The organism is Silvanigrella aquatica (assembly GCF_001907975.1).
In the GTDB taxonomy this organism is placed as follows: Bacteria; Bdellovibrionota_B; Oligoflexia; order Silvanigrellales; family Silvanigrellaceae; genus Silvanigrella; species Silvanigrella aquatica.
The window spans coordinates 1898901-1925113 of the sequence record NZ_CP017834.1 but is presented as its reverse complement, the minus strand read 5'-3'; the positions used below and the strand labels follow the sequence as shown (position 1 = coordinate 1925113).

The following is a 26213-nucleotide window of genomic DNA, read 5'->3' as shown; positions in this document are numbered from 1 at the left end:
TGAATGACATTTCATAATGGATTTGCCACATTTCAAGCAACCAAGCCTTCGAACTATTCTTTGGGGCGGGTTTTTGAATCACGCCGCCGTCTTTTGTACAAAGAAGGCCCTCATGTCTCTCCTGTGGGATTCGGATCTTATCGCGTAGGAATGTCAAAACATTTGGGTTATCCTGAGTGTGCGCAAGCTCTGGAATCAGCTTTAAAAAAGGGAATTAATTTAATTGATACAAGTTCAAATTATGGCTATGGCCAATCTGAAATGTTAATTGGAAAAACATTGACAAAATTAATTCAAGAAGGCGTCATTCGTCGCGAAAATATTGTTGTTGTTTCTAAAGTTGGCTATATTCAGGCATCAAATATAGAATTAGCAAAATCAAAAGAATTACAAGGTAACGGATTTTTCGAAGTGAGTAAATTTGGTGAGGAAATTTGGCACTGCATTCATCCCGATTTTATTTTCGATCAAATAAATCGTTCTCTCAGCCGTTTAGGACTCGAAACCATCGATGTTTATTTGCTTCATAATCCAGAGTATATGCTTAAAAAATTTGAGCTTGAAGGAATGGATGTTCTTAATGCAAAAAAATTATTTTATTCTCGATTAAAAGAAAGTTTTATGGCACTGGAGTCTTTGGTTTTGGAAGGAAAAATTAAAGCTTATGGAGTCAGTTCAAATAATTTAGGCGCTCCCGATGATGAATATGCTTCTATTTCTATTAGAACTGTGCATGAAATTGCAAAATCAATTTCTGAAAATCATCATTTTAAAGTAGCTCAGTTTCCTATGAATTGGCTCGAAGTGTCACCCGCATTTTATGATATTGATGGAACAGGGGAATCGACGCTGTCCTACGCTCAAAAGAATGACATTGGAGTGATGCTGAATCGTCCTTTTAATGCGATGTTTAATGATGGACTTATTCGCTTGTCACGTCCTCAAGTTAAAAAAGAAGAAGTGGAAAAATTAGACGAAGGAATGCGTTTAGGTTTGGCAAATTGGACAAAGTTAGCTACAGATCTCGAGTCCTTAGCTCGAGATCAATTGGCTGATGTACCTGGGTATGACGATGCAACTCTATCCCAGTTTGTCGTTTCCACTCTTGCATGGTATCCCGGCGTCACAAGTGTTTTGTGTGGCATCCGAAAAGAAGTCTATGTTGAAGATGTGGAACAGGCGTTGGTTCGTCCCGCCTTGCATCGTGCGCGAGAGCATTTGTACAGAATTTACGAAAACCTTGAATTTAGCACCTAATTATTGAAACATCACGGAGAGTTAATATGAGCCTTACGCAAGAGTTTTTAAAGTTTGCACTGGCTACGGGCGCTCAATGGGTTATGTATTTGCTCATTTTGTGTAGCATTGTCAATGTTGCTATCATTATTGATCGCATAATCTTTTTTCAAAAAATGCGGGGCGATTTTGCTGAATTTATCAAAAATTTGAGTGCGCGCTTAAATTCTGATGAGCCTGTTGAACAAACTTCAGCATGGTGCTCCGGGCAAAATATGCTGGAGGCTAACGTTGCTGCAGTTGGTTTGGAGCGCAGTCGTGATAATCTACGTGCTGCAGAAGAATCCATGAACGCCACTATGATTGCGGCAAAAACAAAATTAGAAAAAGGCACTGTAGTTTTAGGAACTTTAGGCAGCAATACTCCTTTTGTCGGATTATTTGGAACAATTATAGGTATTATTGAAGCTTTTCATGCACTTTCGACATCGGCAAATCCGGGGCCAGAAGTCATCATGGCTTCCATTTCTGAGGCACTTGTTGCTACTGCTCTTGGTATTTTAGTTGCCATACCTGCTGTCGTTGCTTACAATTTTTTTAATCGTGCGATTAAAAAGAAAATGGCAAATAGTGATGCCACATCACGAATTATTATGACACATTTAGGATCAAATCAAAGACATAAAGGAAAGGAATAACTATGGCTGGTGGGAAAATGAGCGGTGATGACGATCTCATAGTCGATATTAATATCACCCCTTTTGTTGATGTCGTTCTCGTACTATTAGTCATTTTTATGGTTACAGCCCATTTTATTGTAAATAAAGGAATGAAATTAGAGCTTCCTAAGGCTGCTACTGCAGAACAACTAGAAAATCAAAAAACATTTAATATCTCAATTGATAAAAATGGTGATTTTATGTTGGATGGTAAAATAATTAATATTGATCAGTTAAAGGCAGCGGCGCATGCAGCAATAGAGAAAAAATTAAAAATTGTTGCTATGGTTAGTGCAGATAAAAATTCTTCATATAATTCGGTTGTTACTGTTATGGATGCGTTAAGATCGGAAGGAGTCTCCGATTTTGCGCTACAACTTGATCCCGCCCAACAAAAAAAATAAGATGAAGCTCCTGTTTCCTTTTTGCATGGAGCTTATGCAATGCCGAATCAAAAATTAAAAATGAATCAAAATATATGTTCTCGAATTTGGACTCAACAAATAAAAGGTTCGCGTGAAGGAGTAGAAAAAATCGGACTTGAAATGGAAATGCATGCTTATGATTCCAAAACGTTAGCGCCAATTGGTACCGCAGATTCCAAAATTGATGTGCAGTCTTTGTTAAAACGTGTTGCTGAAATATCAACTCCTTTAAAAATTAAATATGATGAATCTTCTTCTTTAATTACAGATATTTTTCTAAAACAAGGTGGAAATATTAGTGTCGAACCAGGCGGACAACTTGAATTTTCCTCAGCACCTTTTGAGCATTTGTCTGATTTAATTGAAAATACAGTAAAAGGTTTAAAAGTTTTAGAAAACGCGGCAGATGGTGAGCTGGTATTTTTATCGCATGGTACAAATCCCATTTCACATGAAAATCATCCTTTAGTCCTTCCTAAAGAACGCTATCAAATAATGACTCGTTACTTTGAGTCAGCACCACAAATTCGCGGCATTGATATGATGAGGCATACAGCAACTATCCAAGCTAATTTAGATATATTTGGTGATGAAAACTGGCAAGATGCTGTTAATTTAACTCTCGTTCTTATTCCAATAACAAGTTCATTATTCGCAAACTCTTGTTACTTTAAAGGAAAAAAGAGTAATTTTCTTTCGGAAAGACAAGAAGTTTGGAATAAAATGGATCCGACCCGTTCTGGGGTTCCTTCTGGCTTACCCTTTGCTGAAAACACAGAATGCACCTATGCAACTTGGGCTAAAAGAGCCAATGTCTTTTTTGTAGATGGTTTACCCATACAAGATCAACCTCTGTTCAATGAGCTGACTTTTGAAAGTTGGTTGCAGAATGGATATAAAGGAACGTGGCCAGAAATCTCCGATTGGGAAACTCATCTTGGTACTTTATTCCCCCATTTGCGGTTGCGTGACTTTTTAGAAATTAGACATATTGATGCTCAACCATTTGAACATTCCTTAGCTCCCATTGCATTTTTTCTTGCGTTGTTACAATGTAAAAAAGTAAGACAAGAAGTCTGGAGTTTATTAAATAAAAATAATATTAATGTGAAAGAAATTTTTAATACAAAACATGTTGAAAACGAATTTTCATTTTTACATGCTCCCTTACTTGACTTTGCTGCGGAAATTTTAGATCAATATAAAGAACATGAAGGTAAGAATGCCGTTTTGGCTTATAAAAACTTTATTCACCAAAAGCAAAGTTATTGGGAAGCATCGAGTGCTTTAGATTTTGTCACCCGCAAAAAAACAAGTTCTCCTTCTCTCGACTTTATTAAATACTTATAATGAATAAAGTTATAAATAGAGAAGGTTTTGTGTGTTAAAGCAAAATAATAAAGGATATTATTTAGGTGTTGTTGAAATGATGATTGCCAACTCATTTGTTGGTGTAAATATCATTCTTAATAAATTTTTATTAGATAAAGCTCCTCTTTTTATTTTGCTAGAAATGCGCTATTTATTTGGTGTTGTCATATTGCTATTTATTTCTCTTTTTATGAAGCCAAAGCTTCAATTTTATTTAACTCAGGAAAGGTTTTCAAATAAAGATTGGATTATTTATATTTTGATGGCTCTTTCGGGAGGAGCTTTTTTTAATTTTATTTATATGCTAGGTATGCTTAATACGACAGCCTCTTCGGTTGGTATTATAAGTAGTGCCATACCCACTTTAATTGCTATTTTTTCTTTTTTTATATTAAAGCAACCTTTAAAAAGAGTTCATATTTTTTGTATTATTTTAGTTGTACTTGGCGTTTCTATGTTGAATTTATCTAGAATATCTGTGAATGATAATTTAAATCCCGACTCTGTTTTAATGTTTGTTGGTAATTTAATTGTATTTTTAGCAATGATACCTGAAGCTTTGTTTACTATTTTTGCAAAAATGGTTAAAGTCAAAGTTTGTCCTATTATTTCTGGATTACTTATTAATTTTTTAAATGCACTTTTTTGTTTACCATTTGCTTTATTTTATTTAAATAAAATCAATATTTTTAGTTTAGACTATATTGTGTGGATATTTAGTTTTTGTGTGGGACTTTTTAGTGGGGCTTTATTTTACATTTTTTATAATAAAGGAATTGCTAAAATTGATGCCAACACAGCAGCTCTGTTAACGGGTGTGATCCCTATTAGTGCTGCTACTCTTTCAATCATTTTTTTAAAAGAGCCTATTCATATAACCACAATTTTAGGAATGCTATTTGTTCTTATGTCCATTTATATAGGAGCAAAATTCTCTGATGATTCTAAAGTGTTACTTTATAGAGTCCGCCAGAAGCAATAACATTTCACTCATCTGTGCCACTGAAAGTGTTTTTCCATTTTCTACGACGCGCACATAATTTTCATCTATAAGCTTAAATTCACTAATTGATTTGCTTTTTAAAATAAAAAAAGGTGCAGGAGGGGTATCTAGGTTTCCGTTACCTAAATGCTGGTGAACTTTTGAAGCACGATACATATGAAACAATTCAAAATTTATATTGGGTTCAATTAAAAAACCAGCCTCCCCCGGAATATGCATAAAAAGATAGCTTTTGCCATCTTTAAAGTCTTTGTCTTTTGTATTTGCTTTAGGGGAAATTAAACCATGAGAAATTTTTACTTGACTAAAAAAAAATTCTTTACCCAAATCCTTTTGACTGCGAATAAAGAGGAGATCTTTTTCAAGTTGATTTTGTAAAGAGGAAAAAAACAATTCACCTTTGCTTTTGTGTGGAACTTCTATATTAGAAATTTCTTGTTTCGGTTGTTGCCAGAGTTTCATCAAACCCATATGAGCGCCTGTCATTTCCTAAAGAGTCAAAATATGACTTGTGTGGTCGAAATAATGTGCGTGGAACTTCAATGAAAATTAAATTTGTTGTTGCTGAATTTCCAATAAGTTCATGAAGCACGGTTTCATGATAACATACCGGCTTGCCTTTGTATTCTCTTTTTGTCAGAAGCCAAAAGCGTTCGTCAAAAAGTTTTGAATAATTTACTTTTTTTCCCACACTGGCTTCCTTATCAAAGGATCTTTTATGGGTGCGCAATTCAAAAAAGGCGAGTACAGGATTGAAATGAGTGGCTTTGCCGCGTGATCCAAAATATTCAATAGCATCTTCTTCACTGGCATGAGGCATTTCAATACAGAGTTTGATTTTTGTCCCATCGGGAAGTTCAGCAAAAATAGGTCCTCCTCCTACATCAGCCACTTCCTTGCGTACGACGCCAAATACCGAAACGGGAAGTTCTAGCCAAGATAGTGTTTGCTCCCAGCATTCTAAATCGGAAAGTGATGGAGAAAGCTGTTGCCAATGAAATAAATTACCTATAATTTTATGAAAACTTTGATACGGAATTCCTATTAATCGATTGTTTGAATCGAAGCAAATTTGTAAGCCTTCTTCGCTCAAATTATGATCTATAAAATTTCCTAAATAGCTTAATATTTTAAATGTGGTTTCGTCGTGTAAACGTGAGTTACTTTTTTTAGCTTTTTCATCGAATAAGAAATCTTCAAGTTTTGATCTGAGATATTCAATACAGTCTCGTATAATTCGAAAAGATTCTGCGGGGATATTGAGCTCTTCGGAGCGATCGTTTGATGTGCCTATGACATTGTCAACATTTCGAATATGTAAGCATTCTGCATTGGGAAACTCATCCGCCATTTTATCGAAAAGATGAATGAGTTCTCCGTGACCAGCCGAAACGGGCGCATAATTTCCCTTTTCATCTTGAAAAGGAGATCCATCCATATTGAAGCGAATGGTAGAAAGATCGCATCCTTGTTCAAAGAAAACCCATTTTCCATTGATATTGTTGTTACTTTTTAGCCATTTTGGTGCAAAAGGGGTGTTTCTTAATGAAAAAATATCATTGGTACTGTCTTGAAGAATGGGGCTTAAGTCGTTAATTTTTTCTTCAAATTCTTTTTTCATATTGGTAGGAACAACTAAAACATTCCCATGACAAGGTAACAATTTAATTTGTTCTGCTATTTTTAACATTAAAAAAGAATCGCCTTCGAGGGTTGTCGGTACGAGAGCTTTAGGTAACGATCCGTATTTATATAATATGACACGACATGCGGTATAAGCTTTTAAGATATTTTCTTCATGATTTCCAATAAATACAAGGTGATCATTGCTATTAATAGGATCTTTTTTATTATTTACATATTGTGGAGAAATTCTTTCCATCCAGTGAGTGTTTTTATTAGAAAAATTTGTTTCTTTAGCTGATTTTTTATTTTTGACTTTAAAGTTTATACTGCCATAATCCCAAGGAGTTCTTAGGAAATTTGAATGGGATGTGCTATTTTTTATTTTATTTTTTTTATACTCAGAAAAATGATATGTTGCCTTGCCTGTTTTTAATGTTTGATTTAAATAATTGTAAAAAGAAGTGCATTGTTCCTTAATATTTTCACAATCATGTTCACATAAATTATCGTATAATGAAGAAAGCTCGGGAGAAATTCTTAAATTAACAAGAATTTCTTGAATGTACTTTCTTTTTTCAAAAGAAACGTTAAGAATACGACTTTTTTCAAAAATACTGTCAAAGGCGTTTTTTAAATCGGGAATTTGACTTTCAAAATTTAAAGCAAATTTATGGAGATCACTAAAAAAACGGGAAGCAGCACCTGCTGCTGGGATACAGGTAATTAAAAAGTTTTCACGCCAATAATTTAGTGAGCTTTTTTGAAATTTGCGCAAAGCTGGATGGTACGTTGAAGAAAGCAATCTTGTAATCAATTTCCAGGATAAAACACCACCATTGCTTGTTGTGCAAGCCCCCATAACGGGAATTGTTGTGTTGATTTGTTTATGGATAGCTTGAATAATTCGTTTATGGTGTATAGCAATTCGATGGGGATCGAGCTGATGCACGCGCAGCAATTCAGGAGAAATCGTATTTTGAAATGGGGATTGTTTTTCGTCCATTGGCGACTCTCTTTCCAAGTGCATTGAGTTTCTCCTCTAAAATGAATCAAGGATAACAAGGTATCATAGCTCTTTGCGCCTGAGCAAAAATCCCTTGACCCCATCCTTATACTTTGTTTGATAAAAGATCACCCTTTGGTGCATTGGAGACGGGAATTTAAAGAAATGAAATCATTTTATGGGCAAAATAGAACCGTGTTAACCCACGACATTGCAAACCATTTTGGAACGCCAAAATCTCAATTTAGAGCCGATCTTCTCTATCGAAATATTTACAAGTATCAAGCCTTGGAACCTTCTCACTTTGAAGGTCTCAGTGAGGATGTTAAAAAGTGGTTTTTTAACGCCTATTATTTAGACATTCCCCTTGAAATTGAAGATTTACAATTAAGTACCCATGACGGTTCCGTGAAATTTGCCATGCGCTTGAAAAGCGATGGGCGTCTTGTGGAAAGTGTTCTTATTCCTGAGCGGGGGCGTTTAACGCAATGCATCTCAACTCAAGTGGGATGTGCTCAAGCCTGTCGCTTTTGCCAGACAGGACGCATGGGACTCATGCGGAGTCTCACAACTGAAGAAATTATCGGGCAAGTCCTTCTTGCTGAAAGATGGCGTCGTGAAAATCCAACGGCCTCTGTTTCTGGCTATAAAAATATAACCAATATCGTCTATATGGGTATGGGAGAACCTCTTGATAATATTGATAATGTAATTAATAGTACGAATATATTTTGTGACAATTTAGGACTTAATTTTTCTCCCAATAAGGTGACAATCAGCACAGTGGGATTGCTTCCGGCTCTCAATACCATTTTGGAAAAGACATCTGTTGCTATTGCTCTTTCTTTGCACTCTCCTTTTGAAGCGGAACGGAGCAAAATCATGCCCGTCAATGTTAAGAACCCCATAACCGAAGTCATTGAAGTTATAAAAAATCATTCCAAAAAAAGAACAAATCGATCTTTTATGGTTCAATATACACTTCTTCGTGGTATTAATGACACCAAGGAACACGCCCACGCTTTAGTTACATTGCTAAAAGAAGTGCCCGCTAAAATTAATTTAATTCCTTTAAATGAGCATGAAGGGGCATCTTTCCGCAGACCGGACTTGGGAAGAGTTTATGCTTTTCAACAGGAATTGAAGCAAGCAGGTATGGTCGCAACAGTGCGTCTGTCCAAGGGAAGGGATATTCAAGCGGCCTGTGGTCAGTTGATTCAAGACAAGGTATCAAAATAATGAGTTTTTTTAATCAACCTATTCAAGTTAAAAATTTAACTATTAAAAATCGCGTTTTCTTAGCTCCTCTTGCGGGTGTATCCGATGTTCCTTTTCGACGTATTTGTCAGGAATTGGGAGCTGGATTGACCTATGTGGAAATGCTTTCTGCAGTAGCTATTTCTTATAATAATAAACGTACTTTTGAAATGATGGCGCGCCATAAGAGTGAAAACGTTCTCGGTGTTCAAGTCACAGGGCCCACGGCGGCTCAAGTGGCTCACGCTGTTGCGGTGTTGGACAAGCAAGGGTTTGACACTATTGATATTAATATGGGGTGTCCCGTACGTAAGGTTGTTGGTGCCGGATGTGGCAGTGCTTTTTTAAAGGATCCGGAGCGTATTTCAGATACAGTTATGCAATCGCGCGCTGCGACTCAAGCGCCTTTATCTGCTAAATTTCGCCTGGGTTATACCCGTGAAAATATAAATGTGGAAGAAACCACCCAAAGAGTTCTTGCTGCACAAGTGGATATGTTTACCATTCATGGTCGTACCCGTTCGGAAAGCTATTCAACACCATGTGATTTGCTTGGCATTCAAAAAGGGATTGAAGTGGGAACAAATCATTCTTCTCGCCTTGTCAAAGTAGGAAATGGTGACGTCTTTTCATATGAATATGCTGAAAAAATGCGACTTGAAACAGGATGCGACGCGGTCATGGTCAGTCGGGGAGCCTTGGGTAATCCTTGGATATTTAAAGAAATAATTGAGGGAAAGTCCTTTAATCCTACTTTTGAAGAGTGGCTCGATGTGGTTATGAGGCACTTATCGTACCAAGAAGAGCACTACGGTAAAAATAAATTGTCTGCTATTTTAGCTCGTAAACATTTGCTTTGGTACACAAAAGGTTTTCCTTCCAGCAAAAGTGTTCGTGACACGTTAAATCGCGTAGAGGATTTGGCACAGGCGCGAGAAATATTATTAGAATATGCTAAAAATGTGGCAAAGGAATATGTTCGTTATACAAGCTCAGGCAGTGAATTAAGTTCTCAATATGATCCCAAATTTGAAATGGATCGAACGTTAGATCGTGGGGTTGGTGATGAGGGAATGGAGTCCTAAACTCATCCCCTTGTCTTTTTGTAAGATTCGTTTAACTTCTAAATTGTGCGTAGGTATTTATAATTGCGCAATTACTTTCAGAAGAAAAGGATTCCAAAATGAACTTCAATGGATTTCAAAATAGCAATGGCAATTGGATGGAAAATGCGAGTAAAAACGCACATGTACAAGCATCCGCAAGCAAAACAATAGCGGGTGTTTATGGCTGGATGTCATTTGGCGTTTTAATCAGCGCACTTATGGGTCTGGTTTTGGTGCAAACTCAAATCATTCAAGCCTTAGGTAATTTTTATTATGGCGTCATCATAGCTCAATTAGGTGTTGTTCTTGTTATGAGCTTTGCAGCAGAAAAAATGAGTGCGGCTGCTTTAAAGGGAATGTTTTTATTTTATGCTGTATTAACGGGTTTTACCTTTGCTATTCTTATGTTAATTTATCCAATTGGTAATTTTATAGCACTTTTTGCTATGGCGGCCATGGGCTTTGCTGCTCTGGCGGTTTTTGGTGCTGTAACTAAAAAGAATTTAGGATTTATGAGAACCTTTTTAATTATGGGTGTTTTCATGATTCTAGGCGCAAATATTGTTAATATTTTTATACATAGCCCTATTTTAAGATCATTTACAGGTTGGGCAGGAATTTTGGTATTTTCTGGTTTAACTGCTTATGATTCTCAACGTATTCGTGAAGGTGCTTATGAACTTGCACTTCATGATGCAGGTGATACCCAAGCCATTAGAAAATTCATGATTTTTGGTGCTCTTACTATGTACTTGAACTTTATTAACTTATTCATCAGCTTGTTAAAAGTTTTTGGTGGAAATAGAGATTAATCTTCTTTACCGCGTTACAAAAAAAATAGTATTTTTATAAATACTATTTTTTTTGTTTCTTTCTTGGATTTTCTTAATTTTTTCTATATTTTTAGTCTTTTTTTTTAGGCTTCATGTAGATAAAAATAAATTTCTATTTATAAAATGAAGGGACTTGAATTTGATTAAAAAACTTCAGGAATCAAATAAAATATTAAATTATATCATAATTTTTCTTTCAGTTTATTTGATTACGCATTTCATCATTTGGCAAATTGCGGCTTCTTTTAATCAATCTGCGTTTTTTACAATTTTAAATAATTGGGACGCAGGGATTTATAATTCTATTTCAAAAACCTTTTATGATAAAGAAAAAATATTATTAAATAATCCAAATGAAAATTGGTTAAATTTATATGCATTTTATCCATTGTGGCCAGGAATTATATTAATATTTCAGAAAATTTTAAATTTATCAGTTGCCAATCCCTATTCTCTTATAGGAGCTGTAGTCGCAATTTTATTGTTTTTATCATTTGTTATTGTTGCTTTTAGATCAAAAAATTTACCTAGCGAAATGCGTCCACAAACGAACTTAGGATGGTTTTTTTTGATATTTTCTCCTGCTAGTTTCGTTTTTCATACAAACCATACGGAAGCTCTTTTTTTAATATTATCTTGGTTTGCGTTTTTTGGAATTGTTAGAGAAAAGTATTTTCTTTCTGCTTTTTTAGCTGGTTTGTGCGCCTTAATTAAAAATCAGGGAGTTGTTTTATCCATTATCATTGCCTTGATGGCAGCAAATAAAAAAGGAAAAAACATAAAAGAAAAAATAATTCAATTTATTTATTCAGGTTTGATAAGCGGTTTTATGTTTATGATTTGGCCTTTATTTCAATATGTAAAAACAGATAATCCGTTTACTTTTTTGGCTGTGCAAGAAAATTGGCAACATGCTAAAGGTATTTTAGACTATTTTTATACATGGATTTATAATTTTAGATATGTCGTGCAACTTATTAATGGGACGCGTTCGTTTAGGGCGATATTGTTTTATATTGGAATAGCTGTCGCTGTTTATTTAGTTTTTTATAAAAAAAATCATAAAAATAATTTGAATGACAATATAAATTACACTTTTTATTTTGGGTTATATATATTTGTATGCTCTGCATTAATTCCCATGCAAGGATTTTTAGAGAATACATTTCGGTATCATTTGATTTTATTTCCTTTGTGGTTTGTTTTAGGGGATTTTGTTTCAAATTTTTTAAAATCAATGAAATCAAAAATTGCATCAAAATTTTTAAAAATTTTAATTATAACTTCTATTTTATTACTTAATTTTTGGGTGACCTATTTATTTGGAAGAAATATTTGGGCTTATTAAAAAGAAAATATTTTTTGTAATTACTGAACAATAATCCAATTGATTCTTTTAATAACGCCGACATTTTCTTTTTCTCGCCATGCAGCTTTGCAATTTAATTCTTTAGCAGCATTGACAGCCACTTGATCAATTTTATAGCCTGTTCCTTTTATTAATTTCGAATCAACAACTTTGCCAAGACTGTTAATATGAACTTCAATAATAACCGATCCGCTTGTTACGCCCGCATTGATGGCATCTTCAGTTAAATTGATTTCAGGTAGAGTGCATTGCGCTGTTTTATCCACTGTTGCTTCAGAAGAGAAAAACTCTTTACTTTCATTTGGTGATTGTCCTGTAGGGGTGGGATTGGGGAGAGATTTTTGATCGGGTTTCATTGGTTTATTATCGCTTGGAATTTCCTTTTGAATACTTTGTTTTTGCGAGTGCGACTTTACAATTTCTTCTTTAGGTAACTTTTTATCTTGGTGTTTTAATGGTGTTTGTTTATTTGAAGTTGTTCCTTTTGCAGAGAGTTGAATGGTATTGGTAGCAACTGTGATTTTTATGAATTCGGGAGTTCCTGGTTTAACTAAGGATAAGCCTAGAATAAGCATAGCATGGAAAATAATACTATATAACAATATGATTAATGAGCTTTGGTCTTTATTTTTTTTGTTAATATCAAAAAAATATTCCATGCTTTCTCCAGCATTTGTCTGTGGAAAATTTTATTATGCCGCATTTTATCGGCAATAGCTTCAGCGATTTTCAATTCTCTGGAAATACTTTGACAACTTAATAATATGTCACATCCTGCATTGAGGGCATCGATACAAGCCTTTTTAAGGTAACTATCCTCTTCTGATTGAGAGACGGGTGATTCTTCTGTTATTGAAGATTCTACATTTCGTTTTGATTTGTAATGTTCTGCTAAGGCATTCATGCGCAGATCATCGCTTATAATAAGGCCTTGAAATTTAAGTTCATTACGTAAATATTTTGTTAAAATTGTTTTACTCAGTGTCGCAGGATTATTTTTATCGAGACTGGGAATAATGACGTGTGCCGTTATAATAAAAGGGACATTGTGATGAATTAAATTTTGAAATGGAACCCACTCTCTTTTTTTTAATTGTTCTAAAGAAACATCACTGATGCTTAACTCTTTATGTGAATCGGTTTTTGTATTTCCATGACCTGGAAAATGCTTAGCACAGGAATAAATTTTTTCTTTTAATAAAATATCATTTACAAATAAAGAAAAAAGAGAAACAGTTTCAGCATCCCTACCAAAGCAACGATCTCCTATGACAGGGTTGCTTGGTTCCGATAAAATATCAGCTACAGGGCTAAGTAAACAATTAATTCCCAAACTTTTTGCAACAAATATTTGATGTAAAAGTTGCCCTTCTAATCCTTGAAAATCGTTTTGATCTACAAACTCTAAAGCAGGTTTTCCACGGATAAAAGGAGGAGGTAATCTGGAAACACGACCTCCTTCTTCATCGATGGAAGTAATAAAAGGCATTGAAAAAGATGATTTTTTTTGGCTACAATTCTTTTTTATTTTTTTAATAAGGGAGCGTGATTGTGCTAAATTTTGCATATTTCTTTTAAATAAAATACATCCCGATGGTTTGATTTTATTTAATAATTTGATTTCTTCAAGAGTTAATTCTCCACTTGAAAAAGACGGCCATAAAAAAAATCCGGCTTGTTCTAATATAGGTAAAGAATAAAAATATTTTTCAAATTTTTTAGGAATTATTTGTCGCGATAAAGAACTCACGTTACTATCCTCCAGATAAAGTATCAGCTCGATCTCTTAACATAAAGGAGCCTGAAAATGAATAATTTTATCCTTGCAATAGATGAAGGTACAACTGGAATTCAAGCATCTTTTTTTAGTATGAATGATTTTTCAATGTATGGAAATAATAAAATTGAATTTCCACAAATTTATCCGCGCTCGGGTCTGGTAGAACATAATCCTAACGATATTTGGGAGACGACTTTAGCTGCTATTAAAAATGCCATTGAATTAACTCAAAAATCAAATCATGAATTTAGTATAAATCGTATTTCAGCAATTGGAATCACAAATCAGAGAGAAACATGTCTTGCTTGGAATAAAAATACCGGAGAAATTGCTGGCAATGCTATTGTTTGGCAAGATCGCAGAACGGCAGAATTTTGTGATTCCTTAAAGAATAATGAAATAATGCGTAAAATGATTTTACGCAAAACAGGACTTGTTTGTGATCCTTATTTTAGTGCTTCAAAAATGCGTTGGATGATCGAGCAGTACCCTAAAGCAAAACAATGGGCCGTAGCAGGAGAGTTGGCACTGGGAACTGTGGATTGTTACGTTACCTGGAAACTTACGGGTGGTCAGTCTTTTGTGACAGATCATACCAATGCGTGCAGAACCATGTTGTACAATTTACATTTAGGTCAATATGATCCTGAATTATTAGAAGTCTTTTCAATACCTACTCATACTCTTCCTGAAATAAAACCAAGCATGGGTCGCTTTGGTATCACAAAAAATATTTCGTGTTTGCCAGATGGAATACCCATTACGGGGATTTTAGGAGATCAGCAAGCGGCTCTCTTTGGACAAAATTGTGTGAATCCAGGTGAAGCAAAAATAACCTTTGGAACAGGCGCTTTTTTATTAATGAATACGGGCGAAAATATTGTGGAAGCAGACAATGGTTTATTAGCGACCGTAGCTTATAGCACATCACAAAAGCGTGTATTTGCGTTAGAAGGCTCCGCTTTTGTGGCAGGAGCAGCGGTACAATTTTTACGAGATAATTTTGGTTGGGTAAAAAACTCTGCTGAAAGTGCGGAATTAGCAATGAGTTATCCTAGGGATGAAGAGGTTTTATTTGTGCCCTCTCTAGCGGGTTTGGGGGCGCCTTATTGGAATCCTCAAGCCAAAGGAGTTCTTTTTGGAATGACAAGAGGAACACAAAAATCACAAATTATTCGCGCTGTATTAGAAAGTATTGCCATGCAAAATGTACAATTGTTACGTTTAATGGAGAAAATAAGTAAACAAAAAATTGTGCGTGTAGGAGTCGATGGGGGTGCCTCGCGTAATGATTTTCTTATGCAAATTCAATCAGATATTTTGCAAACAACACTTGTCCGCCCGACAAATATTGAAACTACTTCCTTAGGGGCTGCAAGAGCGGCATATGTTGGTATTCTTGAAGAGGATGTGGGTTTTATCAAATCAGAAATTGGCAAAGAGTTTGAACCTCATATGCCCGAAGCACTAGCTAATGCGAATTTATACCGCTGGCTAAAAGCGGTTGACTGCATTAATAACTTTTATTCCAGTGATAAATAATAAAATATTTTATAAAATTCTATTTAAGGAGGACTGAGTGGAACTGAAAATGTTATTGTTGCTGGATTTGAGGGCGATTTATCTGAAGCATTATAACCTTCTGTATCAGTAATATAAGAATTTATGACATAACTTCCATTAGCAGTTATTGCTAAAGGATAAGTCAATATATTTGAAATATCGCGTTTACATATAGGATAAGGTGGTGAGGGTACAGGACCTGTATAATTATAAACTTGGCAATAAAAAATAAGTTTTCTACTGTTGATAAGATCATATTGTTGTGCGGATGAGTTATTAGGATAAAGATTCATTTTTCCCGAGCTATAATCTGGATAATTCAATGTATAATTTGAAAAGTCTGGGAAACGAGGATTTTTATGAAGAGTATCTCTTCTGTAAGCAATTGTATTTCCATCTCCTAAAAAACTATCTGATTGATCATTCATTGAAGCCAAAGTTCCATCAGACATATTCATTTTATAAAATTGAGCATTTGTCGCTCCCCTTGGGAGAGTCGGTAAAAATTTTTGCACAGTTCCATCGCTCAATGTAACAATAAATCCAAATAATTTTGAACTATTGTAAATCGGGATGTCTTGAGCTAGACGACCCTGCGAATCTGTATATGAACTAAATGGGGTATTTGTACAGGGATCCAATAAGGGAGAACCGCTTATAGGGTCAAAAAAAGTAACATTGGCATTAACTGCGGGCAATCCCGACGGTGTGTAAATGATAAATCCAAAATGATCGAAATTAATGACTGAAAAGGGATTTGGAAAATTTATATTTATTGAATTTGTATTGTCATCAATGCTAAAATTTCCATTAAATTCAGTATAGAGGGCGGACTGGTCTTCGTTGTTATCTGAATCATTTGAAGATTTGCATGCAGAAGAACTTGAAGAGTTATAACCTTGAGCTAAAAATCCCACTTTAATTGTTACTGTTCCATTTGGGATTTGAATACTATTTGCACCTGTTTGCAGTGTTCCTTGGTAATTATAACCACTGCTATTTGTAATTTGTATAGGGATTTGAATTTTTGTAAATCCCGCATAGCTAGAATATTTTGCACCATTAAAAGTAGGTTCATTTACAGAAAAAGATGCTTGTTGAGTTGAAATTCTTCTGCATGAAAGCAATAATATACAAAATATTAAAATTATTATTTTAAAAATAAAGTGTTTTATTTTATACACTATATTCCTTCCTGACTTTAAAAATAATTAAAATTTTAAAGCACTATAATTTTTGTTTCGGAATATAAAGTATCTTATTTGAATTTATTTTTTGATTTTAGATTAATTTTTATTTATTTTTTGATAATAAAGAGTGAATAAATTAGAAATAATAAATTTTTATTCATCGATAATGTGTAAAATATATCTTTTATTTTGTTTTGCAGCACCACAATTTAAAATGGTTCGAATGGCATCGGCTGTACGCCCGCTTTTACCAATAATTTTGCCAACATCTTCTTTAGCTACTTTAAGCTCAATAACATTAGTTTGAGCTCCATTTATTTCGTTAATTTCGACTTTGTCAGCGTTGTCTACAAGCGATTTTGCGACATATTCAATTAATTCCCGCATGGAAGATGCAGAGGAGGTGGACATAAGGGAAAACTCCTTCCTGAATGTAACAGTTACCACAACAAGATATCGCGTTCGGCTGGTGTTCGGTTGATTGCCGTGTCAGCTTTAGTAACTAAATTAAATTATTATTTCAACAAAATGGAGGCAACCTCAAGTTCTCTCCCCAGCTAACGATACCTTAACTGTAGCATGGAGGTATAAATTTGGCGGCCGGACAGTTTGAACTTAAAAATGGGAATCTGTTTGTTCTCGCAGAAGCGGCGGGAGGGGTCTATAATGGCAGCCAATTAAGATTAATTTGTGACGTTGCTGATGATGTCTCGGTGTTTTTGAAGGTAACTGAAGACCAGCGTATCGGTTTTATGGTTCCTAAGGACAAACTTCTGGAGCTTCATGCAAAGTTATCTAAGGCTGGAATATTATTAAAACATTATAGAAATCACTCCATTCTTTCTCCTAAAGCTTGTCTGGGAGAGTTATGTCCTAAATGTGAACAAGATGCCCTTGGAGATGCAATTGAAATCTCACCTATATTAAACGAAAAATTTAAAGATTCTTTTACTGCTTTGACAATTGGAATGAACGGCTGTGCCGTAGCCTGTGTCGCTTCTGCCACAGATGATATTCATATTGTAGGTGATTCAAAAGGCTACAATATGTCCATTGGAGGCCGGGTTTCTGGTGAACCAAAACTCTCAGAGCCTGTTATTGAGGCTATTCCTAGGGCAAAAATAGGCCAAGCAATTGCAAATGTTCTCGATACTTATTCTCAAAATAAACAAGGTGCTGAAAACTTATCAGAAGTTGTTTCTCGTTTAGGTATTGCTGCTTTTAAAGATGCTATTGAAAAAGGAGCTCTTGCGGATTCTGTAGAAGCAGCAGCAGAAGAAGAAGTTCTATTAGAAGCTGATGCTCCTCCCTCAGCTGAGGAAGCAGCGCCCGCCGAAGCGGCAGCAGAAGAAGTTCCATTAGAAGCTGATGCTCCTCCTGCTGAGGAAGCAGCGCCCGCCGAAGCGGCAGCAGAAGAAGTTCCATTAGAAGCTGATGCTCCTCCTGCTGAGGAAGCAGCGCCCGCCGAAGCGGCAGCAGAAGAAGTTCCATTAGAAGCTGATGCTCCTCCCTCAGCTGAGGAAGCAGCGCCCGCCGAAGCGGATGCAGAAGAAGAAGTTCCATTAGAAGCTGATGCAGCAGCAGAAGAAGTTCCATTAGAAGCCGATGCTCCTCCCTCAGCTGATGAAGGTGTTGCAACCGAATCTGTTATTGAGGAATCTACCGAAGAAGCTCCTCAAACTGAAAATGCAACAGCACCTGAGGAAGAAGATGCTGCTGCAGTTCCTATTCAAGAAGAAAGTTTGGAAGTTTCTAGTGATTCTGCGTCGGAATCTTCCGATGAAGACATTGCAGCCGAGCCTGTGGACGAAACTCCCTTAGATGCAAGTTCAGCAGAGCCTGTTCCTCCTTCCGAATCAGCTGAAAGCGCTGCAGAAGCAGAAGCAGTTCCCGAGGTGGATGCATCTACAAGTGAGACGCCTCCAGAAGCGGACGCACCTGTGGCCGATGCGGAAGAAGCTTCGGTTGCAGATGTGAAAGAGGAAGAGGCGCCCTTGGAAGTGGCGGGAACAGAAGAGGTTCCTGCGATTGAGGCATCTGAAAATGCTTCAGAAGATGTAGCTCCCCTGGAGATGGCCGGAGCTGCTGAAGTCCCTAAAGGGGAGGAGTCTATGTCAGAACAAGAAAAACCCGCAGAAGAAGTTCCTGTTGAAGGCGCTTCTGCTGAAATGAAAGATCTTGAAATTGTTGATGATACTTCGGATTCAGGTGCTGCTCCGGCGGCTCAAGAAGATCATCCTGCACCAGAGCCCATTGATCATGGCATGGGAGAGGATGTTTCTTTGCAAAATGCCGCTCCACAAAGTGAGGGGGGCGGAGGAAGTGAAAGTATTGGTGAAGATGCTTCCATAGGTCTCGATGAAGATGCAGATCCCTCTCACATACCGACGACAAGCAATAAAACCTCCATACAAGTTCGTGGTGATTATGTCACAGTTGTCTTATCTGATGGTTCTGATTTTAGAATTCCATATAAGCACATTGAAGAAGGTAAAGTTATTGAAATGCAAGTAGAAGACGAAGTCTTTATAATAGAAAATGTAGCAGGAAAATTACAGGTTAAGTACGGCGATTTTGAAATGCATGTCCCTCTGACTCACGGAACTTTGGAAGATGAGGAAAATGACGCGGCAGCCGCTTAGATTTTGCCATACATTCCGCGATTTCATGAATTTGCGGAACTAAATTAGAATCTTCTTGAGTCCATATTAAGCGATCGGGAAAATGCTTTTTATACCATTTTATTTTTATTTCTGTTTTTAAAGCATAATTCTCATCACTGAGCATGCCAAAATGTTCCCAATAAAATTCTTTGTTACCTAAATAAATTGTAAAATCGGGATAATAAGTCTTTTCACCTGCAGATAAAGGTTGTTCATATTTAAAATTAATTTTCTTTTCGTATAATTTTTCTGCGATAAATACTTCACTTTTACTGCGTACTTTTAAACCAAAAGAAGTCATAATTTGTGGTGTACCATAGGGTGAAGTTCTTTTGGGAGAGTTTACTGTGATTGTTTTTGCTTGAGAATTATTTTTTTGATTTTTGTCATTTAAATTTGAATATCTTTTTTTTGTTGATATGAAAAAATTTTTTGAAGTAATAAAACAAATATTTAAAATAATTATTAATTTTGTGATTATGTGTGAAGTAAAAATAATAAATACTATAAAAAATAGATCAGAAAAAATATTTAATTTTTCTTTTGTTTGAACCAAATATGATGTTATTATTGATAAATTTAAAATAATATTAATAATTTTGATATTTAATTTTTCATTTCTTAAAGAATAGAAAAATATAAATAAAAATACTATTGTATTTAATGTAAATATTTCTAAAATAAAATAAACTGAAATATTTGATAAATACTCTTGCAAATAACGAGGTAACATCCGTGTTTCCTAGTTGATTAAGAAAATTTAAAAGCATTAAGATTTAAATTTTCTTTTTGTAAGGTCTAACGAAACAGAGTCCCGTAAAGATGCATAATGCTATGGCTGCTGCAACATCGCTTGGCCAATGTGCCATGGCGAAAATTCGAGAAAATCCAACGAAACAAGCAAGAGGAAGAGCGATTAAGGCGTATTTCCATCCGTAGCGGATGGCTAAAAAAACAGCTCCTGAAAAGGCTCCCGAAGTATGGCCGCTGGGGAAGCTCATGCCGCCTCCTCGGGGACGGATGTCATTGATTCCAAAAACATCGCTCAGACCCATTTTGAAAGACCAGGTGATTCCTAAAATACAAAGCAAATGTTTGAGCATTTGCTTTGTACCTTCTGCATCTTTTTTCCATAAAATGGGGACTAAAACATACATGGGAATGGCAATTTGAATAATGGAGCCTATGATTTCGACCCAAATATGAAAGGGTTCTTTAATATTAATAATTATGTTTATGATAAAAACAATTGCGAGACAAACAAAATACAGAATATTAGTGTTTTGTTTCGTTATATATAAACTTAAATTATTAAACCACTTTAATACTGAGGTCATATTCTTACCTTAAATGTAATTGGTTAAGTACAAACGTAACAATTTTTTCAGGAACAAATCCAAAATGTTTTGCAAGTTCTCCGGCGGGAGCAGATGCTCCAAAGGATTTGATTCCAAAAATAGCTCCACTGCGACCCACAATTTCACCCCAGCTTTGAGGTGAGCCTGCTTCGATGGCAAATAAAGGCAGTTCTTTAGGTAAGAAATGATTTAAAGTCACAGGATGTTCGACCAAAAGTTGCGGCGATGGTGAACTTACAACTCGCACATTTAGTGTGATGTTATCGACTTGAGTCGTTGTAAAACTTTTACTTTCTAATTGCTGAGCTGCTTGAAGAGCTAAGGAAACTTCACTTCCTGCGGCAATTAAAACAATTTTTTGAGCTTTATCGTTGCTGTTTGAAAAATCTTTTAGTATGTAAGCGCCCTTTATAAATCCATCTTGAACCTGTTCCAGCGAACGAGGTGTTGCTGAATTTGTATCGAGATCTTCTAAATCTTGCCTTGTAAGCAGCAAGGCGCTAGGTTTGTTTTTACACTGAACGGATTTTTCCCAAGCGACAAAGGTTTCAAGAGCATCGGCGGGACGGTATACGTTGAGATCGGGAATGGCTCTCAGCGATGCGGCGTGTTCAATAGGTTGGTGTGTGGGGCCATCTTCGCCTACAGCATAGCTGTCATGAGTTAAAATAAATAAGGTTGGAATTTTCATAAGAGCGGCGAGTCTGATGGCAGGTCGCATATAATCTGAGAAAACAGCGAAAGTTGCGCAATAAGCCTGGAGTCCGCCGTGTAATGTGATGCCGTTGCAAATAGCGGCCATGCCATGTTCGCGCACGCCAAAATGGATATTACGTCCTGAAAAGTCTTTTGCATTTACGAAACTGGAGAAAGGTAACGTGGTTAAGTTACTTCCTGCTAAATCAGCTGAGCCACCCACTAATTTGGGATTATTTAACGCAAGTTCACAAAGTGCTTTTCCGCTTGCTATGCGCGTTGCCATTTTACCCTTTGCGATTTTCCAAGATTCAGGGTTTAAATGAATCACTTCGTTATTATTAAAATGCTGATTCCATAAATTTAATTTTTCAGGATTTTTGCTTTCCCAATGGGCTTTTGTTTCGTTAAATTGATTGAGCCAATTTTTAGATTTTTCAGAACGGAATGAAATGATTTTTGCTGCAGAAGCAATGCAATAATCAGGAATATAAAAAGGCTCTGTATTGTCAATTCCTAAATGCTTTTTAGCGTCGATTACGTCATCAGCGCTCATAGGATTGCCATGAATTTTTGGCTTTCCTTCCCATTTTGGAGAACCTTTTCCAGGAATACCTTTACATATAATTAATGTTGGTCCCGTTTCTCCGTTGGGAAAATTAGAATTTTCATAAGCTTTATCCATTGCTTTTGCTAAAGAAACAAAATCATTGCCATCTGCTTGTAAAATATTCCATCCATAGGATTCGTATCTTTTACCCACATTTTCAGTAAATGAAATATCTATAATTCCGTCAATTGTTATATTGTTCGCATCATAAAGTACGATTAATTTATTGAGTTTTAAATGGCCTGCAAAGCTAGAAGCTTCCGAACTTACGCCTTCCATTAAGCAGCCATCACCTGCAATCACATATGTTCTGTGATCGATCAATTCATGCTGTGGTTCGTTGAATTTAGCAGCGAGCATTCTTTCGGCAAGAGCCATTCCTACGGCATGTGAAATTCCTTGTCCTAGAGGACCCGTGGTGCATTCTACGCCTTCGGTGTGACCGTATTCGGGATGTCCCGCTGTTTTGCTGCCTAGTTGTCTAAATTGAATAATTTCTTCTTTTGATAAATTGTAGCCGGCAAGATGCAACAAAGAATATTGCAGCATACTTCCATGACCCGCTGAGAGAATAAATCTGTCGCGATCGATCCATTGGGGATTTGTGGGTGAATGATTCATTGTTACAAAATAAAGGAGGGCGCCCATTTCAGCGCCCCCCAAAGGCAATCCAACATGACCTGATTTTGCCTTTAACACAGCATCCATACCTAGAATGCGGACGGCAAGGGCTATATTTTCTAAATCTTTTTTATGGTCAGAAACAAATTTCAAAAACATAAGCGGAGATCTCCTGCATGGGTTCTTGTCTCTAAATCGACCTCAAACTACATTCAGATGTTTGCTTTTTCAATATGAACTCCCGTCTTTTTTACGAAAGATATTTTACTTTGCGTTACTTTTTTCTAAGTCGCCTTTTTTAGGCATTGAAGAAAAAATCATTTTTTGAACATCAAATGCGATGGCTTCAGAATAGGCTTTTACTGTATTGTCGATAGCTTCTTGGTAGCGGAGGCCGTGAAGATCGGGAGTCCACTGTGTGTACTTAGTGGTGTTGCCGTCGGTATCACCAATTTCATTAAACACAATAGAGGGGATATTGTTTGCGCTATACAGTTTAGCCCACATGGTTTGACCTGTGTTTAAATCGATGGCTTTTGCTTCAACGTTGAGATCTATTTTTTCCTGGGAAGGGGAAATTGAGGGTTGGTTGAAGGAAGTGGGGAATGTTGTCGGCGTGTCTGCGGTGTTAGTCAGTTCGGGGTGAATTGATGTGCACAAATAAGAACCACTGGCAACAGAGGGGGTGGATGGGTTTTTGCAGGAATCAACAGCCACAATGCTCTGATTTCTATCAAGAATTTTTACTTGTAAAGCCCATCTGGCGTTTTCTAAGGTGGTTAATTGCATATCGCTGCGCAAAGCTATTTTTTGTCTGATAGCAAATGATAAACGGCTGGAATTTCCAGCATATACCGATGCATCTTTGGTTGAAGGAAAATAAACCTTAGAAAACTCTTCGGGGATATGGTTTTGCATATTGCTAAAGCCTATAACACAACTATTTGAAATTAAGGCGATTGTTGTAAAAATTAAAATATTTATTTTCATTATTGTTACTTTTAAAGTTAATTATATATATCATTCTTAAATAATTATATATTTTTATTTTCTATCCCCAAAAGTTTTACCAGCTCACCTTCTTTATGGAGTTTATTTGTGTCATCAAAGCCACCTACGAATTTATCATTGATAAAGATCATAGGAACTGTGCGCCAGCCGTTGTTTTCCATGGAAAGTTTTGCTCTTAAGTCAGGTTTGTCGTCTAAATTTATTTCATCGTAATCAACATGAAGACTTTTAAAAAGATTTTTTGCAGCATTGCAGTAGGGGCAAATTGTTGTTGTATATATTAAAACTTTAGCCAAAACGAGACTCCTTTTTTAATGAAGAATACACGCACATCAATAATGTGTGTTTTCTTTGATTAGAGTAATACTAAGTACAAATATTGTCATCTTTTCTTGGTAATAAGCTAAATTATTTTTTGAGCTTGTGTATTTTTTTTTCAGTTGTATTATCAGGTTTTAAATTAAGCCCTTTGGAGGGTGCGTCTTTGTTTATTTAAGCAGATGGGGATAGTATCATGCATGTAATTTGGAAAAGGCCTGATGGATTTCAAAATGCCTTACCCGACGATTTTCGCAGAATTGCTCTCAGTAATGGGGCGCATCTTTGGTTACATCGTCATGAACTCGATTGGTATCCTTTTCAGGTGAGTGGTGATTGGGAGGGGCAGGAACAAACCAAACGCTTGAATAGACTTGTAAATTTGCTAGACGCCCCATTGGTTTCTTGGAAGTCTTATTTGGAACAATTGTCTGACGATGATCTCAATATTCAAGAAGATCAGTCCTTTCCTGCTGTTGCGCAATCATTAAGCGAGTGGGTAAATACTTTGGAACGTTATGCCAAAGGTCATACATGGGAAGTGGAAATTGTCCGTTGTGCCCTTCATGATGTGCTTGAAAAATTAAAACAATTTATTTAGTAGCGGATATCGCCTTTCATTTTTGCATAAACTTGCTTTAATGTTGATTCTTCTTTTAATACACCTTTAATATAAACAATTGTTTCTCCATAATAGGGAGATAAATAAAATTCTTTAATTTCTTCTACATTCATGATTTTAAAAATCTCATTTTGATTAAAATGATCCATGCTTCCTAATATAATAAATTTACATTCTGCAAATTTAAAAATTTCATCACGCCAAGTATAAAATGAAGAATTATTAAAATCAAAATTATATACCTTAGGTTGATTTTTAAAGTGAAAGGCTATTTGTGATGTCCAGTACCATTTTAACGATGCAATTCTATATTGATTTTGACAGTTTTCAATGGAATTGACTTGCTGATAGGGTGCACTCACTATTTTTATATTTTGTTGTTTTTCAAGATCCTCTTGTAAATTTTGCCAAACAAATGCCTGAAATAAAGGGTCAGCATTGCCTATAATTTTTGTAAAAGTGTTCACAATAATTTGGTTTGTTAAAGGAATACTTAAAAAAGAAGGTATTAAAATACAGATTCCAATTGATGTAAAAGTAAGTTTTTTCCAAATTTTTCTATATTTACCTGTGAATGGTTTCCATGTTACACAAAATGCGGGAATTAATAAAAGAAATCCTGGCATTGCCCAATGAGGCAAAGCTTGTTTTCCAAGTGAAGAAAATAAAATTATAAAAAATAAAATAAAAAAAGGTAAAATGCATATAGTATGAATAGATTTTAAAGAGGATTTTTTTTGAATACCTTTAAAGGCAAAGTAAAAGAGTGGAATAAAAAACCAAGGTAATAAATAAAACATTGAGCCAAATAAATAGCGTAAAAATGGTTTTATTTGAAATGAAAAACCAGAAAAGCCATGTTGACTTTGAAAGTGAAATGAAGCGAAATTATTTAAGTAATTCCAAATAAAAACGGGACTTGAAATAATGAATGCCGAAATGACTGTGGTAATCCAAAATGGAATATCTTTAATAGATTTTTCGAAGCTTCTTAATAAAATCGTTCCTATAAAAAAACCAATAGCTATAGGAAGAGCATGATATTTTGAAAGAGCAGAGATGCCTAGAAATATTCCAAAAAATAAACCATATTTTATGTTAAGCGCATTATGATTTTTTATGATATTTTCATGTAACGCTTTAAGTAAAAAATATAATGCACCTGCAATTCCAAATAATAATGATCCATCTGGTAATAAAATAATTCCTTCTAAATTAAATACGGGAGCAAGTTGTGTTAAAATGAGTATGGCAATAACGGTTTCGTTTGAAAATTGTTGGTGGGTTATTTCAGCAATTTTCTTTGAACTGAGTATTATAAAAATTGTTGTTCCAATATGAATAAAGGGCAGTAAAAACCGAGCACCGAAGGATCCTGAAAATAATATGCTTCCTACATATGAAATCCATGCCACAAAAGGAGGCGCGTCAACGTAACTTAATTGAAGATGCCTTGACCAATCCCAATAATAAACTTCATCATTTGCCATGGGAAAATTGATGCACCAAAATAAACGGAGCAATAGAAAAAAGAAAAGAGTTGACCATAGCCAATGAGTTTTCCATTGAAATGATTGACTCAATTTGGTGTGGAAGGGCGAATACTTTTGAAGCTTTGTTTTAGTCACTCTCGATCCTTAGATTTTTTTATGAACATTTTTTTATATTAATTTAATTCTCAATTTTTTTAAACTGAGAGTTGATTTTTATAATTTTATAGCGAGTTTGTAAATTCTCCTTTCTGATTTTATAGGAAAGCTTTTATTTATAGCAATTTTAATTATAACTTTTTAATTGCCTAATTTTACATAGATATTTGAATTTTGAAACAAG

The 26213-nt window shown here is 35.4% G+C and carries 24 protein-coding genes; 12 read left to right on the top strand and 12 right to left on the bottom strand.

Annotated elements, in window-relative coordinates; all coding sequences use genetic code 11:
- Window positions 1–3: 3 nt before the first annotated feature.
- Genes AXG55_RS07950 through AXG55_RS07930 form a run of 5 tightly spaced genes read left to right on the top strand, consistent with a single transcriptional unit; the run spans window position 4 to window position 4733 of the window.
- Window positions 4–1257 (top strand): aldo/keto reductase, encoded by a 1254-nt coding sequence (locus tag AXG55_RS07950; protein WP_148697591.1) that lies wholly within the window; start codon window positions 4–6, stop codon window positions 1255–1257.
- Window positions 1258–1283: 26 nt separating this feature from the next.
- Complete coding sequence (locus AXG55_RS07945; RefSeq protein ID WP_148697590.1) at window positions 1284–1934, top strand: MotA/TolQ/ExbB proton channel family protein; 651 nt, start codon at window positions 1284–1286, stop codon at window positions 1932–1934.
- Between the two features lie 2 nt (window positions 1935–1936).
- Window positions 1937–2359: an ExbD/TolR family protein gene (locus AXG55_RS07940; protein WP_148697589.1), complete on the top strand. Its 423-nt coding sequence runs from the start codon at window positions 1937–1939 to the stop codon at window positions 2357–2359.
- A 39-nt stretch (window positions 2360–2398) separates the two neighbouring features.
- A complete protein-coding gene (locus AXG55_RS07935; protein ID WP_148697588.1) occupies window positions 2399–3730 on the top strand; it encodes a glutamate-cysteine ligase family protein in 1332 nt (443 codons plus the stop codon).
- Window positions 3731–3761: 31 nt separating this feature from the next.
- Window positions 3762–4733: a DMT family transporter gene (locus AXG55_RS07930; protein WP_148697587.1), complete on the top strand. Its 972-nt coding sequence runs from the start codon at window positions 3762–3764 to the stop codon at window positions 4731–4733.
- Here AXG55_RS07930 and AXG55_RS07925 read toward each other — a convergent pair.
- Both AXG55_RS07925 and AXG55_RS07920 read right to left on the bottom strand, forming a co-directional pair.
- The gene (locus AXG55_RS07925) at window positions 4704–5225 is read right to left on the bottom strand and encodes a hypothetical protein (RefSeq protein ID WP_148697586.1); all 522 of its coding nucleotides are present in this window, start codon (window positions 5223–5225) and stop codon (window positions 4704–4706) included. The two genes, AXG55_RS07930 and AXG55_RS07925, sit on opposite strands and share 30 nt — an antisense overlap.
- Window positions 5179–7407, bottom strand: coding sequence for a DUF4301 family protein (locus AXG55_RS07920; protein ID WP_148697585.1), 2229 nt, complete (start codon window positions 7405–7407; stop codon window positions 5179–5181). Before AXG55_RS07920 ends, AXG55_RS07925 begins: the two co-directional genes overlap by 47 nt.
- 141 nt (window positions 7408–7548) lie before the next feature.
- On the opposite strand from AXG55_RS07920, the gene rlmN reads away from it, so the two are divergent.
- From rlmN to AXG55_RS07900, 4 genes are all read left to right on the top strand, one after another.
- Window positions 7549–8622, top strand: a complete 1074-nt coding sequence (gene rlmN, locus AXG55_RS07915) for a dual-specificity RNA methyltransferase RlmN (RefSeq protein ID WP_148697584.1) — start codon at window positions 7549–7551, stop codon at window positions 8620–8622.
- Complete coding sequence (locus AXG55_RS07910; protein WP_148697583.1) at window positions 8622–9725, top strand: tRNA dihydrouridine synthase; 1104 nt, start codon at window positions 8622–8624, stop codon at window positions 9723–9725. The genes rlmN and AXG55_RS07910 overlap by 1 nt, the downstream gene beginning before the upstream one ends.
- Before the next feature lie 98 nt (window positions 9726–9823).
- Window positions 9824–10558: a Bax inhibitor-1/YccA family protein gene (locus AXG55_RS07905; protein ID WP_148697582.1), complete on the top strand. Its 735-nt coding sequence runs from the start codon at window positions 9824–9826 to the stop codon at window positions 10556–10558.
- A 160-nt stretch (window positions 10559–10718) separates the two neighbouring features.
- Window positions 10719–11927, top strand: coding sequence for a hypothetical protein (locus AXG55_RS07900; RefSeq protein WP_148697581.1), 1209 nt, complete (start codon window positions 10719–10721; stop codon window positions 11925–11927).
- 20 nt (window positions 11928–11947) lie between these two features.
- On the opposite strand, the gene AXG55_RS07895 is transcribed toward AXG55_RS07900, so the two are convergent.
- Window positions 11948–12607 carry an energy transducer TonB gene (locus tag AXG55_RS07895; RefSeq protein WP_148697580.1) on the bottom strand — a complete coding sequence of 220 codons (660 nt, stop codon included), beginning with the start codon at window positions 12605–12607 and terminating at the stop codon, window positions 11948–11950.
- On the bottom strand, window positions 12556–13698 hold the full coding sequence (locus tag AXG55_RS07890; protein ID WP_233231085.1) for a glycoside hydrolase family 3 N-terminal domain-containing protein: 1143 nt from the start codon (window positions 13696–13698) through the stop codon (window positions 12556–12558). The genes AXG55_RS07895 and AXG55_RS07890 overlap by 52 nt, the downstream gene beginning before the upstream one ends.
- A gap of 57 nt (window positions 13699–13755) precedes the next feature.
- Between AXG55_RS07890 and AXG55_RS07885 the strand changes: the two genes are divergently transcribed.
- Window positions 13756–15270 (top strand): FGGY family carbohydrate kinase, encoded by a 1515-nt coding sequence (locus AXG55_RS07885; RefSeq protein WP_148697578.1) that lies wholly within the window; start codon window positions 13756–13758, stop codon window positions 15268–15270.
- A 23-nt stretch (window positions 15271–15293) separates the two neighbouring features.
- Here AXG55_RS07885 and AXG55_RS07880 read toward each other — a convergent pair whose 3' ends face one another.
- On the bottom strand, window positions 15294–16475 hold the full coding sequence (locus AXG55_RS07880; RefSeq protein ID WP_148697577.1) for a hypothetical protein: 1182 nt from the start codon (window positions 16473–16475) through the stop codon (window positions 15294–15296).
- Window positions 16476–16634: 159 nt separating this feature from the next.
- A complete protein-coding gene (locus tag AXG55_RS07875) occupies window positions 16635–16868 on the bottom strand; it encodes a KH domain-containing protein (protein WP_148698833.1) in 234 nt (77 codons plus the stop codon).
- Between the two features lie 206 nt (window positions 16869–17074).
- On the opposite strand from AXG55_RS07875, the gene AXG55_RS07870 reads away from it, so the two are divergent.
- The gene (locus tag AXG55_RS07870) at window positions 17075–19123 is read left to right on the top strand and encodes a hypothetical protein (RefSeq protein WP_148697576.1); all 2049 of its coding nucleotides are present in this window, start codon (window positions 17075–17077) and stop codon (window positions 19121–19123) included.
- On the opposite strand, the gene AXG55_RS07865 is transcribed toward AXG55_RS07870, so the two are convergent.
- The 5 genes from AXG55_RS07865 to AXG55_RS07845 form a co-directional block, all read right to left on the bottom strand.
- Complete coding sequence (locus tag AXG55_RS07865; RefSeq protein ID WP_148697575.1) at window positions 19041–19877, bottom strand: hypothetical protein; 837 nt, start codon at window positions 19875–19877, stop codon at window positions 19041–19043. The genes AXG55_RS07870 and AXG55_RS07865 overlap by 83 nt on opposite strands.
- Before the next feature lie 43 nt (window positions 19878–19920).
- Window positions 19921–20481 carry a phosphatase PAP2 family protein gene (locus AXG55_RS07860; RefSeq protein ID WP_233231084.1) on the bottom strand — a complete coding sequence of 187 codons (561 nt, stop codon included), beginning with the start codon at window positions 20479–20481 and terminating at the stop codon, window positions 19921–19923.
- Between the two features lie 4 nt (window positions 20482–20485).
- Window positions 20486–22588 (bottom strand): transketolase, encoded by a 2103-nt coding sequence (gene tkt, locus AXG55_RS07855; protein WP_148697574.1) that lies wholly within the window; start codon window positions 22586–22588, stop codon window positions 20486–20488.
- 105 nt (window positions 22589–22693) lie between these two features.
- Window positions 22694–23347 carry a hypothetical protein gene (locus AXG55_RS07850; RefSeq protein ID WP_148697573.1) on the bottom strand — a complete coding sequence of 218 codons (654 nt, stop codon included), beginning with the start codon at window positions 23345–23347 and terminating at the stop codon, window positions 22694–22696.
- A 116-nt stretch (window positions 23348–23463) separates the two neighbouring features.
- A complete protein-coding gene (locus AXG55_RS07845; protein WP_148697572.1) occupies window positions 23464–23736 on the bottom strand; it encodes a glutaredoxin domain-containing protein in 273 nt (90 codons plus the stop codon).
- A gap of 218 nt (window positions 23737–23954) precedes the next feature.
- Here AXG55_RS07845 and AXG55_RS07840 point away from each other — a divergent pair, with 218 nt between their 5' ends.
- Entirely contained in the window at window positions 23955–24359 is a 405-nt protein-coding gene (locus AXG55_RS07840; protein WP_148697571.1) for a hypothetical protein, read from the top strand.
- On the opposite strand, the gene AXG55_RS07835 is transcribed toward AXG55_RS07840, so the two are convergent.
- Window positions 24356–26008, bottom strand: a complete 1653-nt coding sequence (locus AXG55_RS07835) for an ArnT family glycosyltransferase (protein ID WP_148697570.1) — start codon at window positions 26006–26008, stop codon at window positions 24356–24358. The two genes, AXG55_RS07840 and AXG55_RS07835, sit on opposite strands and share 4 nt — an antisense overlap.
- Window positions 26009–26213 lie beyond the last annotated feature (205 nt).